The organism is Pseudomonas sp. NFPP28 (assembly GCF_900115535.1).
GTDB classification, from domain to species: Bacteria; Pseudomonadota; Gammaproteobacteria; order Pseudomonadales; family Pseudomonadaceae; genus Aquipseudomonas; species Aquipseudomonas extremorientalis.
This window is the reverse complement of sequence record NZ_FOWT01000008.1, coordinates 88,548-103,863: the sequence shown is the minus strand read 5'-3', so window position 1 is coordinate 103,863 and position 15,316 is coordinate 88,548. Positions and strand designations below refer to the sequence as shown.

Sequence of the window (15,316 nt, the reverse complement as noted above, 5' to 3'; positions counted from 1 at the left end):
ACATTTTGATTTGTGTCAGGCCTTACAAGGTTTTGGCCGAGGCCGGGTTGATCATCCGCGTCAGTCCCAGGTTTTTCAAGGCTAACTGCAACGAGCTGTGGATAACCTGCGGGTTGTCGATAGTCATCAACTTCGCCAGCAGCTCCTTGGCCATGCTCAGCTCCACCTGGCGCAGCATCCACTTCACCTTAGGCAAGTTGGTGGCGTTCATCGACAGGCTGTCAAAGCCCATCGCCATCAACAGCACCGCCGCCGCCGGGTCACCAGCCATTTCGCCGCAGATGCTCACCGGCTTGCCTTCGGCATGGGCGTCGCGCACCACATGTTGCAGGGCTTGCAGCACCGCCGGGTGCAGGTAGTCGTAGAGGTCGGCCACCCGTGGGTTGTTACGGTCCACAGCCAGCAGGTATTGAGTCAGGTCGTTGGACCCCACTGACAGGAAGTCCACCTGCCGCGCCAGTTCCTTGGCCTGGTACACCGCCGCCGGGATCTCGATCATCACGCCAATCGGCGGCATCGGTACGTCGGCGCCTTCATCGCGTACTTCGCCCCAGGCGCGGTGGATCAGGTGCAGCGCCTCTTCCAGCTCATGGGTGCCGGAGATCATCGGCAGCAGGATGCGCAGGTTGTTCAGGCCTTCGCTGGCCTTGAGCATGGCGCGGGTCTGAACCAGGAAGATTTCCGGGTGGTCGAGGGTGACGCGAATGCCGCGCCAGCCGAGGAACGGGTTGTCCTCTTTGATCGGGAAATACGACAGTGACTTGTCGCCGCCGATGTCCAGGCTGCGCATGGTCACCGGCAACGGGTGGAAGGCCTGCAGTTGCTCGCGATAAATCGCCAGCTGCTCCTTCTCGCTCGGGAAACGCTGGTTGATCATGAACGGCACTTCTGTGCGGTACAGCCCCACCCCTTCGGCGCCACGCTGTTGCGCACGGGCCACGTCGGCGAGCAGGCCGGTATTCACCAGCAGCGGCACACGGTGACCATCGGTGGTCACGCATGGCAACTCGCGCAATGAATCGAGGCCCAGCGCCAGTTGCTTCTCTTCCTCGACCACTTCGGCGTATTGCTTGCGCAGCACTTCGCTGGGGTTGGTGAAGACTTCGCCGCGATGGCCATCGACAATCATGTCGATACCATCCACCTTGGAATACGGCAGGTCTACCAGGCCCATCACCGTCGGGATGCCCATGGCCCGGGCCAGGATCGCGACGTGGGAGTTACCCGAGCCGAGTACCGACACCAGGCCGACCAGTTTGCCTTCCGGCACTTCGCCAAGCATCGTCGCGGTCAGCTCTTCGCTGATCAGGATGGTGTTGTCGGGGTAGACCAGGTTGGTGGTGCGATCTTCCTGCAGGTACGCCAGCAGACGGCGACCGAGGTCGCGCACATCCGAGGCCCGTTCGCGCAGGTAGGCGTCGTCCATCAGTTCGAAACGGTTGACGTGATCGGTGACCACCTGGCGCAGCGCACCCTGGGCCCACTGGCCGGTCTTGATCACGGTCTTGACTTCATTACCCAGCGACGCGTCGTCGAGCATCATCTGGTACACGTCGAACAGCGCGCGCTCTTCGGGGCGCAGTTGGGTGGCCAGCTTGGTCGACAGGTTGCGCATGTCGGCGCGCACGCCTTCCAGGGCGGTCTTGAACAGTTTGATTTCAGCGTCGATGTCGGTGACGGTCTTGTCCGGCACCACGTCCAGATCCGCCGGCGGTAGCATGACCACCGCCGTACCGACCGCAGCGCCTGGCGAACCGGGTACACCAACGAACTTGGCTTCCTGGATACCCTTGCCTTCGCGCCCCAGGCCGCGAATCGAGCCAGTGGCCTCGGCGTGGGCGATAACCCCGGCGAGCTGCGCGCTCATGGTCACGAGGAAGGCTTCTTCACCTTCGTCGAACTGACGGCGCTCTTTCTGCTGGATGACCAACACGCCGACGACGCGGCGGTGGTGAATGATCGGTGCCCCAAGGAACGAGGCGTAACGCTCTTCACCGGTTTCGGCAAAGTAGCGATAACGCGGGTGATCGGCCGCGTTTTCAAGGTTCAGGGGTTCTTCACGCGTCCCCACCAGGCCCACCAGACCTTCATTGGGCGCCATGCTGACCTTGCCGATGGAGCGCTTGTTCAAGCCCTCCGTGGCCATCAGCACAAAACGGTTGGTCTCGGGGTCCAGCAGGTAAACCGAGCAGACCTGGCTGCCCATGGCTTCCTTGACGCGCAACACAATAATCCCCAACGCCGCCTTGAGATCCTTGGCGGAGTTAACTTCCTGGACGATCTTGCGCAGCGTATTGAGCATGGCTCGGGGTCGAACTCCGTCGTCAGTCGCGCGCTAAAAGGCGCGGGGCAAGCTCTTTGAGCGCGCGACGATAAACCTCGCGCTTGAATGTCACCACCTGGCCCAACGGATACCAATAGCTGACCCAGCGCCAGCCATCGAACTCCGGTTTACCGGTCAAATCCATCCGCACCCGCTGCTCATTGGAGATCAGGCGCAGGAGAAACCATTTCTGCTTCTGGCCGATACACAGCGGTTGGCTGTGGGTACGCACCAGGCGTTGCGGCAAACGATAGCGCAACCAGCCACGGGTACAGGCCAGAATCTGCACATCTTCGCGCTCAAGGCCGACTTCTTCGTTCAACTCGCGGTACAAGGCGTCTTCAGGGGTCTCGTCGGGGTTGATTCCACCTTGAGGAAACTGCCAGGCATCTTGGTTGATTCGGCGAGCCCATAGCACCTGTCCGGCATCATTCGTAAGAATAATCCCGACATTAGGACGGAAACCATCGGGGTCGATCACGGCAACAACCTCGCAAACGCATGTCGCCGCATTGTTCCACAAAGGTTGATGAAGCGGCAACGAGGCTTCGTACCTTATGTGCACTCTTGTGAAAAGACCGTATTCTGGACGCCTTTTTACAGACTTTTCAGCGAGTAACTGCAATGCGCCTGGCTTTATTCGACTTGGACAACACCCTTCTCGGCGGTGACAGCGATCACGCCTGGGGCGATTACCTCTGTGAACGCGGGATTCTCGACCCGGTGGCCTACAAGGCCCGCAACGACGAGTTCTACCAGGATTACCTGGCCGGCAAGCTGGACAACGCCGCCTACCTGAACTTCTGCCTGGAGATCCTCGGCCGCACCGAGATCACCCAGTTGAACGAGTGGCACAACGACTATATGCGCGACTGCATCGAGCCGATCATGCTGCCGCTGGCCATTGAGCTGCTGGCCAAACACCGCGCCGCCGGTGACAAGTTGGTCATCATCACCGCCACCAACCGTTTCGTCACCGCGCCGATTGCCGCACGCCTGGGCGTTGAAACCTTGATCGCCACCGAGTGCGAGATGGAAAACGGCCGCTACACCGGGCGCAGCACCGATGTGCCGTGCTTCCGTGAAGGAAAGGTGACCCGCTTGAACCGCTGGCTGGAAGAAACCGGGTACAGCCTGCAAGACAGCTATTTCTATAGCGACTCGATGAACGACTTGCCGCTGCTGGAGCAAGTGACTCACCCGGTGGCGGTGGATCCGGACCCGAATCTGCGGGCCGAGGCCGAGAAACGCGGCTGGCCGGTGATCACGCTGCGCAGCTGATGAAGCTATCGGGGGCAAGCCCCCTCCCACACTTGATCGGGTTCACACGGTCAAAATGTGGGAGGGGGCTTGCCCCCGATGCAGACGACTCGGTCCAAAGCCTTAAACCGGCTTGGCGCCCATCAGACCGGCAATCGCCACAAACCCCGCCAGACTGACCACCGCCAGCACCAGCGTGAAGTTCAGGCTACCACCCTCGCCTTTGCGCAGGCGATTGAGCCGCGCCACCAGCCAGAACCAGGCCAGCGCCGCCACGGTATAGAGGATGCTGGAACCCAGGATCCAGGTCTGGCCCAGCGGCCAGCCAACCAGGTACACCAGCCACCAGCCGGTAAACGGCATGCTGACCACGCACGCGCCCATCAGCAACCAGACGAACGCCCACGGGCGCTGCACGGTCACCGCCGGGCCGGCGCTGCGTTTGCGCCAGGCCAGCAGCGCCAGGCCAAGGCCACTGAGCAGCAACACCACGGTGGCTGCCATGTGGATAACTTTCAGGGTGGTCAGGGTTTCCATGTGTCGTTTTCCTTGAAGGCCGCCCCTTCAGCGTAGTCGCTCAACCGAGGAACAGTTTGTAGGCCGGGTTATCGCTTTCATCCCAGTACGGGTAGCCGATGGCTTCCAGGGCGGCCGGTACCAGGTGACGTTCATCCGCCGGCACTTGCAGGCCGGCGACTACACGGCCGTCTGCTGCGCCGTGGTTGCGATAGTGGAACATCGAGATGTTCCAGCGCCCGCCCAATTTGTTAAGAAAGTTGAACAACGCCCCCGGACGCTCCGGAAACTCGAAGCGCAACACCACTTCATCGCTGACCTTGGCCGCGTGCCCGCCCACCATGTGACGAATGTGCAACTTGGCCAGTTCGTTCTCGGTCAGGTCCAGCACCGGGAACCCCTGGCGGGTCAGACTGGCGATCAGGGCACTGCGCGGATCGTTTTCCGGATGGGTCTGTACGCCGACAAAGATGTGCGCCTCGCTGCCGGAGTGGTAGCGGTAGTTGAATTCGGTGATCTGGCGTTTACCCACGGCCTCGCAGAACGCCTTGAAGCTGCCGGGCTTCTCGGGGATGGTCACGGCGATGATGGCTTCGCGGCCTTCACCCAGCTCGGCGCGTTCGGCCACGTGGCGCAGGCGGTCGAAGTTGACGTTGGCGCCGGAGTCGATGGCGACCAGGGTCTGTCCGGTGACACCACGGGTCTCGACGTACTTCTTGATCCCGGCCACGCCCAAAGCCCCTGCCGGCTCGGTGATGGAACGGGTATCGTCGTAGATGTCCTTGATCGCCGCACAGATCTCGTCGGTGTTCACGGTGATCACTTCATCCACATAGTCCTTGCAGATGTCGAAGGTGTGCTGGCCGATCTGCGCCACCGCCACGCCATCGGCAAAGATGCCCACGGTCGGCAGCACAACGCGCTCGCCAGCAGCCATGGCGGCTTGCAGGCAGTTGGAGTCGTCCGGCTCGACGCCGATGATCTTGATCTCGGGGCGCAGGTATTTCACGTACGCCGCAATACCGGCGATCAGCCCGCCGCCGCCCACCGGTACGAAAATCGCGTCCAGCGGCCCTGGATGCTGGCGCAGGATCTCCATCGCCACGGTGCCCTGCCCGGCAATGGTGTGCGGATCATCGTAGGGGTGGATATACACGTAGCCTTTTTCGTCGACCAGTTTGAGCGAGTAGGCCAGGGCTTCCGGGAACGAATCGCCATGCAGCACCACTTTGCCGCCACGGGAGCGCACGCCTTCGACCTTGATTTCAGGCGTGGTCTTGGGCATCACGATGGTGGCCTTGACCCCCAGCACCTTCGCCGCCAGGGCCAGGCCCTGGGCATGGTTGCCGGCCGACGCGGTGACCACGCCGCGCGCTCGTTCTTCGGCGCTCAGTTGAGTCAGCTTGTTATAGGCGCCGCGAATCTTGAACGAGAACACCGGCTGCAAGTCTTCACGCTTGAGCCAGACCTGGTTGCCCAGCCGCTCGGAGAGCTGACGGGCGGTCTGCAACGGTGTTTCTACGGCAACGTCGTAAACGCGCGAGGTGAGGATCTTTTTGACGTACTGTTCAAGCATCGGCGGATATCACTGGGCGGGTTGGGCAGGGCCAAGGAGTCTAACCCAGCGTTTGGGCGGGCGACCACACGAATCCAGAGGTTTTGTTGGGTTATACTCGCGCCCCTCGATAACTCCCCGCCCGTTCCGGAGCCCGCATGACCCAGGATCAACTCAAACAGGCAGTGGCCCAGGCCGCCGTCGATTTAATCCTTCCTAAACTCGACGACAAGAGCATCGTCGGTGTCGGCACCGGCTCCACCGCCAACTGCTTTATCGATGCACTGGCCCAGCACAAGGGCGCATTCGATGGCGCCGTGGCCAGCTCCGAAGCCACCGCCGCACGCCTCAAGGGCCACGGCATTCCGGTGTACGAGCTCAACACCGTGAGCGACCTGGAGTTCTACATCGACGGAGCCGATGAAAGCGACGAACACCTGAACCTGATCAAGGGCGGCGGCGCAGCCCTGACCCGCGAGAAGATCGTCGCGGCCGTGGCCAAGACCTTCATCTGCATCGCCGACGCCAGCAAGCTGGTGCCGGTGCTCGGTGCCTTCCCGTTACCAGTGGAAGTGATCCCGATGGCCCGCAGCCACGTGGCCCGCGAGCTGGTGAAGCTGGGCGGCGACCCGGTGTACCGTGAAGGTGTGCTGACCGACAACGGCAACATTATCCTCGATGTGTTCAACATGCAGATCACCAATCCGGTGGAGCTTGAAACGCAGATCAACGCGATTGTCGGCGTGGTCACCAACGGCCTGTTCGCGGCGCGTCCGGCCGATGTGCTGCTGCTGGGCACCGCCGAAGGCGTCAAAACCCTCAAGGCTTCTTGAAGACGTAGAACAGGTTAGGCTCGCTGACGAGGTACAGCGCGCCCTCGTCATCCATGGCGATGCCTTCGGCCTGCGGCACTCGCTTCGTCAGGCCATGACGTCCGTTGAGCAGTGACAGACTGCTCAACGGGCGACCGTCGATATCCAGTTCCAGCACCAGAAACGACTCATCCGACAGCGCCAGCAGATGGCCGCTGCGCTCATCGTATTGCAGGCTCGACAGGTCACGCACAAACAACCCGGCATCGCGCTTGGGGTTATTGATCACGTGTACCGAGTAGGTTTTTTCCGGTTTGAAATGCGGGAAGCCATGCACCTCATAGATCAGCATCGGGTCGCGCTCCTTGGCCACGAACAGGCGCTTGCCCACCGAGTCGTAGGCCAGGCCTTCAAAGCCCTTGTTGCCACCGACATGCAAACCCAGGGTCATCTGCTCTGCATCGGCGGCGTCGAGGAATTGGGTGTCATCGTCCACATGCACCTTGATCAGCCGCTGCTGGCGCTCATCGCTGATGACATAGATGTTGTCGCTGATGAACTCCACGGCTTCGGCATCGCCGAACCCGATCAAGGGGATGCGCCGCAAGATCTTGCCTTCCAGGGACAACTCGATCAGCTCGGCGTTTTTATTGGTGACGGTGAACAGGCTTTTGCGCACCGGGTCGTAGGTCAGGGCCGAGACATCGTCGTCGAGCCCCTCAATGGCCTGGGCCTCCAGCGTGACGCGGTAGTCCGCCAGCCCGATGGAGCGTTCGTCCGCTGGCTGGCGCCATACCTGCCAATTGAACCAGGCACGTTCGAACAGGCGAAAATGCTGCGCAACGGCCCCGGCGCTGACCAGGGCGATCAGCGCAAGCATGATGAACAGGGGTTTGGGGCGGGCTAGTCGTTGCATCGGGGGGGCTCAAATTCAAAAGTGGCGAATGAATATCACGCCCGTCTGAATTTAAACTTAAACACGCCCGGATGTCTGGCAGATGCCGCTCACAGAGACATATCTGACGTAATCGGTGTGCTATTTCTGCTTTTCGAACCGATAGAACAGGTTTGGCTCACTGACGATGTACAGCGTGCCCTCCTCGTCCATGGTCACCCCTTCGGCACGGGGAATGGTGCGCTTGAGGCCGTTGAAACCGCCGAGCAGGGTCATGAAGCTGACTTGCTGGCCCTTCTCGTCCAGCTCCAGCAACAGATGGGAGTCGGCCGACAGCACCAGCAAATGCCCGGTACGCGGGTCGACGGACAGGGCCGAGAGGTTGCGCATGTCCAGTTCTTTGCTCGCCAGCGTTTGTTTATCGCCCGCCAGGGTCGGGCCGCCGTCGCTTTTCCAGGTAAACAGCGCGGGCGGGCGCTCTTCGCCAAGGATCAACTGCTGGTTACGCTTGTCCCAGGTGATGGCTTCGAAGGCCTTGTTCTGGTCCTTGGACGGGCCTAGGTCATAGCTGGTGAAGTCGGCCTTGTTCAGTTGGGTGGTGCTCGCATCGACCTTGACGATGGTCAGGGTGTGCTGGCGCTCGTCGACCACCGCCAACAGGCCATTCTCCATCACGGTCACGCCTTCCGGGTTGTCCCAGCCGTTGAGCGGCATCTTGCGCAATACATCGCCTTGCAGGCTCAACTCGGCCAGGAACGGGTTTTTGCCCATCACGGAAAACAGGGTTTTGGTCTGTGGGTTGTAGGCAACGTCTGACGCTTCGTCCTTCTCCATCCCGGGTAAGAGCTTGCCATCGATGACCGCATGGTAGTCCGGCAGCCATACGCTCTGCTGGCGTTCAGCCGGCGTCTCAAAGCGCTCCAGCACCCACAACACACCGCGATCATCCCAGTGCAGGGCCCAGGCCACGCCATACAGGATCACCCCTGTCAGCAACAGCCAGGAATACCAGCGCATGGCAAAACGGGAACGCGGCTTGGGTGAAGCGGAGGGCAGGGACACGGCCATTGGGCGCTTTTTCCGGAAAGTCAGCGTTAGGTGATAGCACAGGAACAACGGGCCTGCGCGAACGAGGCTGAGGATTATCCGGATGGCGTGTGAAAAAAATGCAAAAGCCTGGGATGTGGGAGGGGGCTTGCCCCCGATTGCTGAGTGTCAGGCAACAGATGTTTGACTGATAAACCGCCATCGGGGGCAAGCCCCCTCCCACAATTTTGACCACGTTTTGTCAGTGCTTAACGAACAACGCTTTCAAAACGATGCTGGCCCGCCAGTTCCAGCACCAACTCATCCCCCACATTCAGCGGGCCTACACCGGCCGGGGTGCCGGTGAGGATCACGTCGCCCGCCTGCAGCGAGAAGCAGCCGGCCATGTGCTGGATCATCGGGATGATCGGGTTGAGCATCTGCGCGCTGTTGCCGTCCTGGCGCACCTCGCCATTGATGGTCAGGCGGATGCCGATGTCGGTCACGTCCGCAAAGGTACTGCCCACCACGAACGGCGCAATCACCGCCGCGCCGTCGAAGGACTTGGCGATTTCCCACGGCAGGCCCTTGGCTTTCAACTCGGCCTGCTTGTCGCGCAGGGTCAGGTCCAGAGCCGGGGCGAAGCCGGAGATGGCATCCAGCACTTCTTCACGGCTGGGCTTGTTCGACAATGGCTTGCCGATCAACACCGCGATCTCCGCTTCGTAATGCACCGAACCGCGCTCGGTGGGGATAGTGAAACTGTCGCCCAACGGCACCACACAGCTGCCCGGCTTGATGAACAGCAACGGTTCGGTCGGTACCGGGTTGTCCAGTTCCTTGGCATGTTCGGCGTAGTTACGCCCGATACACACCACTTTCCCCACCGGAAAGTGGATGTTGGTGCCGTCGACATACTTGTGCTGGTAGCTCATGGAACGACTCCTTCAGGGCGATTAAACAGCGAAGATCTTGCCAGGGTTCATGATCCCGTTCGGGTCGAACACCGCTTTGACAGCCTTCATGTATTCGATTTCAACCGGCGAGCGACTGTAGGTCAGGTAATCGCGCTTGGTCATGCCAACGCCGTGTTCGGCGGAGATCGAGCCGTTGTATTTCTCGACGGTTTCGAACACCCACTTGTTTACGGTGGCGCACTTGGCAAAGAACTCGTCCTTGCTCAGGTTTTCCGGCTTGAGGATGTTCAGGTGCAGGTTGCCGTCGCCGATGTGGCCGAACCAGACGATTTCGAAGTCCGGATAGTGCTCGCCGACGATCGCGTCAATTTCCTTCAAGAACGCCGGTACTTTGGAGACAGTCACCGAAATATCGTTCTTGTATGGGGTCCAGTGGGAAATGGTCTCGGAGATGTACTCGCGCAGTTTCCACAGGTTGTGCAGCTGGGTTTCACTCTGGCTCATTACACCGTCCAGCACCCAGCCTTGTTCCACGCAGTGCTCGAAGGTTTCCAGTGCGTGGTTGGCGACTTCTTCGGTGGTTGCTTCGAATTCCAGCAGCGCATAGAACGGGCACTCGGTTTCGAACGGCGCCGGCACGTCGCCACGGCCCATGACCTTGGCCAGGGCCTTGTCGGAGAAGAACTCGAAGGCGGTCAGGTCCAGCTTGCTCTGGAACGCGTGCAATACCGGCATGATCGAATCAAAGTCAGTAGTGCCGAGCACCATGGCGGTGAGGTTTTTCGGCGCACGATCCAGGCGCATGGTGGCTTCGACCACAAAGCCCAGGGTGCCTTCGGCGCCGATGAACAGTTGGCGCATGTCGTAGCCGGTAGCGTTCTTGATCAGGTCGCGGTTCAGCTCCAGTACATCGCCCTTACCGGTGACGACCTTCATGCCGGCCACCCAGTTGCGGGTCATGCCGTAGCGAATGACCTTGATTCCGCCGGCATTGGTGCCGATGTTGCCGCCAATCTGGCTGGAACCCGACGACGCGAAGTCCACCGGGTAGTACAGGCCTTTTTCTTCGGCAACGTTCTGCAATTGCTTGGTGACCACGCCCGGCTGGCACACGGCGGTGCGGTCGGTGAGGTTCACGTCGAGGATCTGGTTCATGTAGTCGAACGACACCACCACTTCGCCATTGGCCGCCACGGCAGCGGCCGACAGGCCAGTACGCCCACCGGATGGCACCAGCGCCACCTTGTGGGTATTGGCCCAACGCACGATGGCCTGGACCTGCTCAGTGGTCTTGGGGAAGACGATGGCGGTCGGGGCGGGTGCGAAGTGCTTGGTCCAATCCTTGCCGTAAGCCTCCAGGGAGTCTGCATCGGTCAGCACTTTGCCGGGCTCAACCAGGGTCTTTAGCTCATCAATCAGGGCAGGATGGGTCATCGACAGAACTCTCGAACAATTCATGGTCATCCTGAGAACGCTTCACGTCGCAGGAATGAGTGTTTAGCGGGGCGCGTATGCTAGCATACCGCCCCCGCAGGACAGAGCCCAAGGGCGTTTCTGCGGTGACGGCTTTCCTGCCGTCCGGGTCAGCTTAAGCGATCCGATTCCCTGCCATTTTTCTCCGGGATACAGGTTTACGCAGATGAGCAAGACTTCTCTCGATAAGAGCAAGATCAAGTTCCTTCTTCTGGAAGGCGTCCACCCATCGGCCGTCGAAGTACTGAAGGCCGCCGGGTACTCCAGCATTGAGTACATCACCAGTTCTCTGCCGGAAGCCCAGCTCAAGGAAAAGATCGCCGACGCGCACTTTATCGGCATTCGCTCCCGCACTCAGCTGACCGAAGAAATCTTCGATCACGCCAAGAAACTCGTGGCGGTCGGCTGTTTCTGCATCGGCACCAACCAGGTCGACCTCTCTGCTGCGCGCGAGCGCGGCATCGCGGTGTTCAACGCACCGTACTCCAACACCCGTTCCGTGGCGGAGCTGGTGCTGGCCGAGGCCATCCTGTTGTTGCGCGGCATTCCCGAGAAGAACGCTTCCTGCCACCGTGGCGGCTGGATCAAGAGCGCGGCCAACTCCTTCGAGATCCGCGGCAAGAAGCTGGGCATCGTCGGTTACGGCTCGATCGGCACTCAGTTGTCGGTCCTGGCTGAAGGCCTCGGTATGCAGGTGTTCTTCTACGACACCCTGACCAAGCTGCCATTGGGCAACGCCACCCAAGTGGCCAGCCTGACCGAGCTGCTGGGCATGTCCGACATCGTGACCCTGCACGTTCCGGAAACCGCCGAGACCCAGTGGATGATCGGCGAGAAGGAAATCCGCGCCATCAAGAAGGGCGGCATCCTGATCAACGCCGCACGCGGCACCGTGGTCGAGCTGGACGCCCTGGCCGATGCGATCAAGGACAAGCACCTGATCGGCGCCGCCATCGACGTGTTCCCGGTTGAGCCTCGCTCCAACGACGACATCTTCGAAAGCCCGCTGCGTGGCCTGGACAACGTGATCCTGACCCCGCACATCGGCGGTTCCACCGCTGAAGCCCAAGCCAACATTGGCCTGGAAGTGGCCGAGAAGCTGGTCAAGTACAGCGACAACGGTACCTCGGTATCGTCCGTGAACTTCCCGGAAGTGGCCCTGCCGGCTCACCCTGGCAAACACCGTCTGCTGCACATCCACCAGAACATCCCTGGCGTGATGATGGAGATCAACAAGGTCTTCGCGGAAAACGGCATCAACATCTCCGGTCAGTTCCTGCAGACCAACGAGAAGGTCGGCTACGTGGTGATCGACGTCGACGCCGAGTACTCGGACCTGGCGCAAGAGAAGCTGCAGCACATCAACGGCACTATCCGTAGCCGCGTGTTGTTCTAAGGTTTCGACCGCACCACGAAAAAGGGAGCCCCTCGGGGCTCCCTTTTTTGCATCTGAACAAATCTTACTTGACGTTAACCGTGATCACTTTCGAGGCTACAGTGGGCTCGAACTGGCGGTGCACGTTATCGCCCGCCACCAGTTGCAAGGTGTGCTTGCCTGGGGCCAGTGTCAGTTCGGTTTCGGTTTGCGCCTTGCCGAAATGGATAGAGGTGGCGGTGGCCGGGATCGCCTCGTCTGCTTTGAGCGACTTCACGTCCTGGTCGACCAGCAGGTGATGGTGACCGGCACCGGGCACCTGCTTGTCGATCGGTTCCAGGTCCAGCCCCTTCACGCCAAACTTGACGGTGAAGGTCTTGTCGACGGTGGCGCCATCTTTGGGCGAGACGATAAACACCTCGGCGCCCTTGGGTGCGGGGGTGCGGGGAACATCAGCAGCGTTTGCCAACATCGAAGCACCCAGCATCAGGGAGGCCAGGGTGGCACGGGACAAAAGGGCTTTCATTCGCTTCTCCAGTTTTTCTGTGAAATCTGTAGGGTTAAGACAACTTCGCGACAAATTGCTGTCCAAGGCACTCAACACCATAGCAAAGCGATGCTGACCGGCGCCTCGCACATAAAAATTCTCTAGGAGTGACCATGCGCTTTTCGCCTGGCCTGTTACTGCTGCTTCCCCTTCTGAGCCCCCTGGCTCACGCCGAGCTGGTCGATGATGTGTTCGATCGTGGCGAACTGCGCATCGCCCTTGAAGCCAATACACCTCCGTTCAACTTCAAGGAAGGCGACAAACTCACCGGTTTCGAAGTGGAACTGGGTGAGCTGCTGGCAAAGGAAATGGATGTGCGCTCCTCGTTCATCACCACCGATGACGTCGACTTGCTGCCCGGCGTGGCAACCGGCAAGTACGACGTGGCCATCAACCATATCGCTAAGACTGCCGACCTTGAGGATCAGTTCGATTTCAGCGAGGTTTATCGCGAGGAGCCTGATTTGGTGATCCCGTTCCAGAAGGGTAACCCGGCGTTCAAGACGAGCCTGGACGGCGCGCTGAAGCGGGTGAAGGAGGATGGCCGGTTAAAGGCGCTGTCGCAGAAGTGGTTTGAAGGAGAAACCCCGACTACAGCCGCGCCAGTGCCCGCGCAGCCTCAGGCAGCTCCAGCTCACTGAACACCTGCACGCCGTGGCGCTTGAGCAGTGCCGCGGTTACGCCCTCGCCACTCACTTTCACGCCGGTAAAAGTGCCGTCATAGGTGAGCAGGTTGCCACAGGACGGGCTATTGGCCTTGAGCACGGCGATGCGGATAGCGTGGCGTTGAACCAGAGCCAGTGCCTGGCGGGCACCATCAAGGAACGCTGCGCTGAAATCTTCGCCCTCGGCCGTCAGCACCTGGGCACGCCCCTCCCACACATCCACACCCTGCCCGCCTGGGATCTCGGCAGCAGGTCGTGGCGTTGGCAAACCACCCGACACTTCCGGGCAGATCGCAACCACACGCCCCTCGGCCTGCCACGCGGCCAACTGGTCGAACGGCCCGCTGGCGCCACCGTCGTAACGCACCTTGTGCCCGAGCAGGCAGCGGCTGATCAGAATCTTTTGCATGCTCAGAACGGCTCGTTGCCCCGCCGGCGAAACCAGCCGGTGAGGGACAGGCGTTCGCGTGTGGCGGGCATCACTTCGTGGGGCACCTCGCCCGACAGGAACACCACCAGGCTACCGCCGGTGGGCACCACGTCGTATTCGACGCCGTTTTTGAGGTACATGCGCAACTGGCCGCCATGTTCGGGCAGCCAGGCATCGTTCAAGTAGATCACCGCCGAGACCATGCGCCGGTCATCGTCGCGGAAACGGTCCAGGTGCTTGAGGTAAAACGCCCCCGGCGGGTACATCGCGAAATGGCTTTCGAAGTCTTCCAGGCCCAGGAACAGGCCACGGTTCATGGCCAGGCGCAGGCTGTCCATCACCGCCATATAGGTGTCGCAAACCGCCGCATCGCCCTCTTCCAGCCACTGGATGTGGTCACCGCGAATGCCTTCACGGATCTCCTGGCTCGGGCCGCGCCCTACCGCTGCCGGGGCCAGCTCACCTTCGGCCTTGCGTTTACGGCACTCAGCCGCCAGTTCCAGGGTCAGAGCCTGGGGCAGGAAGCCGTCCTGTCGGGACCAGCCCTTTTCGGCCAGGTCGTCGACAATACGTTGCAGCAAGGGGTGATCGAAGGGCATTTGCATGGCGCGCATAGTATCCATACGCCTCTGAATCCGACAGAGCCGCCGAGCGTCTGAATACACTTTAGTCAGGTGACTGATAGGACTTCTCGACAAATCCTACGCCCGACACGGACAATAGTGGCCGACTGACAGGAGTCCCTATGCGTCGTTTGTTTTTTTCCTTGCTGATGTTCTGCGTTTTGCCCGCCTGGGCAGACGGCCATGACCAGTTGTACAAGGTCGCCGGCTGGGCCGAACAACGTGCGCATTTCAATGACGCCCTCAGTGCCGCCCAGCAACGCTATCGCAATAGCCTGCCGCCGGCGGTGTACCAGGCGCTGGTGGACAACAGCAATAAACGCTTTGCCGCCCAGGCCATGGACCAGCGTGCCGAAGCGCAATTGCGCAAACACCTGGCGGACCCTGCGCCTGCCTTGGCGTTTTTCCAATCGCCCCTGGGCCGCAAGATTGTCGCCGCCGAATTGCTCGCCACCCGCCGTGACCAACTGGCGAAAAACGCCCAGGGTTTGCCGAAAATCGAAGCCGGCGCCACACGCAGCCTGATCATCGGCCACCTGGCCCAGGCCCTGCCGGCCCGTGAAGCCGGCGCGGAAGTCAGCCTGGCGATTGCCGGCGTGGCGGCCGACAGCCTGAGCCAGATGATCCCCGGCCTGCTGGGCGGCGGCCAGGCCCAAGGCATGTTGAACGGTCAACGTGAACGGTTGATGCAGCAGATCGACAAGGATCTGAACAACACGCTGCTGTACGTCTATCGGGATCTGTCCGACCCGGAGTTGGAAGAATTCGCGACGTTTGCGGAGTCGCCGGAAGGTAAGGCGTATTACCAGGCAGCCCTTGCCGCTATTCGCGCGGGCCTGGCGGTCGGCCAAAGCACCTCAAGCCTTGCGCAGTAAAAAATGTGGGAGGGGCAAGCACCC

Annotated in this window: 16 protein-coding genes; 5 read left to right on the top strand and 11 right to left on the bottom strand. The window is 60.8% G+C overall.

Going from position 1 to position 15,316, the window contains the following annotated elements:
• Nucleotides 1-22 precede the first annotated feature (22 nt).
• Together ptsP and BM110_RS20860 are read right to left on the bottom strand one after the other, a co-directional pair.
• The gene (gene ptsP / locus BM110_RS20865) at nt 23-2,302 is read right to left on the bottom strand and encodes a phosphoenolpyruvate--protein phosphotransferase (RefSeq protein ID WP_092241860.1); all 2,280 of its coding nucleotides are present in this window, start codon (nt 2,300-2,302) and stop codon (nt 23-25) included.
• 22 nt (nt 2,303-2,324) lie between these two features.
• Nucleotides 2,325-2,804 carry an RNA pyrophosphohydrolase gene (locus tag BM110_RS20860; RefSeq protein WP_003176750.1) on the bottom strand — a complete coding sequence of 160 codons (480 nt, stop codon included), beginning with the start codon at nt 2,802-2,804 and terminating at the stop codon, nt 2,325-2,327.
• A gap of 143 nt (nt 2,805-2,947) precedes the next feature.
• Between BM110_RS20860 and BM110_RS20855 the strand changes: the two genes are divergently transcribed.
• A complete protein-coding gene (locus tag BM110_RS20855; protein WP_092241857.1) occupies nt 2,948-3,604 on the top strand; it encodes a histidinol-phosphatase in 657 nt (218 codons plus the stop codon).
• Nucleotides 3,605-3,706: 102 nt separating this feature from the next.
• On the opposite strand, the gene BM110_RS20850 is transcribed toward BM110_RS20855, so the two are convergent.
• The gene (locus BM110_RS20850) at nt 3,707-4,120 is read right to left on the bottom strand and encodes a DUF2269 family protein (RefSeq protein ID WP_093514101.1); all 414 of its coding nucleotides are present in this window, start codon (nt 4,118-4,120) and stop codon (nt 3,707-3,709) included.
• 40 nt (nt 4,121-4,160) lie between these two features.
• Nucleotides 4,161-5,675: a threonine ammonia-lyase, biosynthetic gene (gene ilvA / locus BM110_RS20845; protein ID WP_092241852.1), complete on the bottom strand. Its 1,515-nt coding sequence runs from the start codon at nt 5,673-5,675 to the stop codon at nt 4,161-4,163.
• 137 nt (nt 5,676-5,812) lie between these two features.
• Here ilvA and rpiA point away from each other — a divergent pair, with 137 nt between their 5' ends.
• Nucleotides 5,813-6,487 carry a ribose-5-phosphate isomerase RpiA gene (rpiA, locus tag BM110_RS20840; RefSeq protein ID WP_016979019.1) on the top strand — a complete coding sequence of 225 codons (675 nt, stop codon included), beginning with the start codon at nt 5,813-5,815 and terminating at the stop codon, nt 6,485-6,487.
• Here rpiA and BM110_RS20835 read toward each other — a convergent pair.
• The 4 genes from BM110_RS20835 to BM110_RS20820 all read right to left on the bottom strand — a co-directional run bounded on the left by BM110_RS20835 (nt 6,474) and on the right by BM110_RS20820 (nt 10,738).
• Nucleotides 6,474-7,382 carry an SdiA-regulated domain-containing protein gene (locus BM110_RS20835; protein ID WP_092241850.1) on the bottom strand — a complete coding sequence of 303 codons (909 nt, stop codon included), beginning with the start codon at nt 7,380-7,382 and terminating at the stop codon, nt 6,474-6,476. The genes rpiA and BM110_RS20835 overlap by 14 nt on opposite strands.
• Before the next feature lie 120 nt (nt 7,383-7,502).
• On the bottom strand, nt 7,503-8,429 hold the full coding sequence (locus BM110_RS20830) for an SdiA-regulated domain-containing protein (RefSeq protein WP_092241847.1): 927 nt from the start codon (nt 8,427-8,429) through the stop codon (nt 7,503-7,505).
• Nucleotides 8,430-8,656: 227 nt separating this feature from the next.
• Nucleotides 8,657-9,322, bottom strand: a complete 666-nt coding sequence (locus BM110_RS20825) for a fumarylacetoacetate hydrolase family protein (RefSeq protein WP_071490417.1) — start codon at nt 9,320-9,322, stop codon at nt 8,657-8,659.
• Nucleotides 9,323-9,343: 21 nt separating this feature from the next.
• Complete coding sequence (locus tag BM110_RS20820) at nt 9,344-10,738, bottom strand: FAD-binding oxidoreductase (protein ID WP_016979015.1); 1,395 nt, start codon at nt 10,736-10,738, stop codon at nt 9,344-9,346.
• Between the two features lie 205 nt (nt 10,739-10,943).
• Between BM110_RS20820 and serA the strand changes: the two genes are divergently transcribed.
• Entirely contained in the window at nt 10,944-12,173 is a 1,230-nt protein-coding gene (serA, locus tag BM110_RS20810; protein WP_071490418.1) for a phosphoglycerate dehydrogenase, read from the top strand.
• 64 nt (nt 12,174-12,237) lie between these two features.
• Here serA and BM110_RS20805 read toward each other — a convergent pair whose 3' ends face one another.
• Nucleotides 12,238-12,678, bottom strand: coding sequence for a DUF4399 domain-containing protein (locus BM110_RS20805; RefSeq protein WP_092241842.1), 441 nt, complete (start codon nt 12,676-12,678; stop codon nt 12,238-12,240).
• A 134-nt stretch (nt 12,679-12,812) separates the two neighbouring features.
• Here BM110_RS20805 and BM110_RS20800 point away from each other — a divergent pair, with 134 nt between their 5' ends.
• The gene (locus BM110_RS20800) at nt 12,813-13,340 is read left to right on the top strand and encodes a transporter substrate-binding domain-containing protein (protein WP_093514100.1); all 528 of its coding nucleotides are present in this window, start codon (nt 12,813-12,815) and stop codon (nt 13,338-13,340) included.
• Here BM110_RS20800 and BM110_RS20795 read toward each other — a convergent pair.
• Nucleotides 13,291-13,773 carry a 2-thiouracil desulfurase family protein gene (locus BM110_RS20795; RefSeq protein ID WP_071490420.1) on the bottom strand — a complete coding sequence of 161 codons (483 nt, stop codon included), beginning with the start codon at nt 13,771-13,773 and terminating at the stop codon, nt 13,291-13,293. The genes BM110_RS20800 and BM110_RS20795 overlap by 50 nt on opposite strands.
• Nucleotides 13,774-13,775: 2 nt before the next feature.
• Nucleotides 13,776-14,408 carry a 2OG-Fe(II) oxygenase gene (locus BM110_RS20790; RefSeq protein ID WP_071490421.1) on the bottom strand — a complete coding sequence of 211 codons (633 nt, stop codon included), beginning with the start codon at nt 14,406-14,408 and terminating at the stop codon, nt 13,776-13,778.
• 131 nt (nt 14,409-14,539) lie between these two features.
• Here BM110_RS20790 and BM110_RS20785 point away from each other — a divergent pair, with 131 nt between their 5' ends.
• Nucleotides 14,540-15,292 carry a DUF2059 domain-containing protein gene (locus BM110_RS20785; RefSeq protein ID WP_071490422.1) on the top strand — a complete coding sequence of 251 codons (753 nt, stop codon included), beginning with the start codon at nt 14,540-14,542 and terminating at the stop codon, nt 15,290-15,292.
• Nucleotides 15,293-15,316 lie beyond the last annotated feature (24 nt).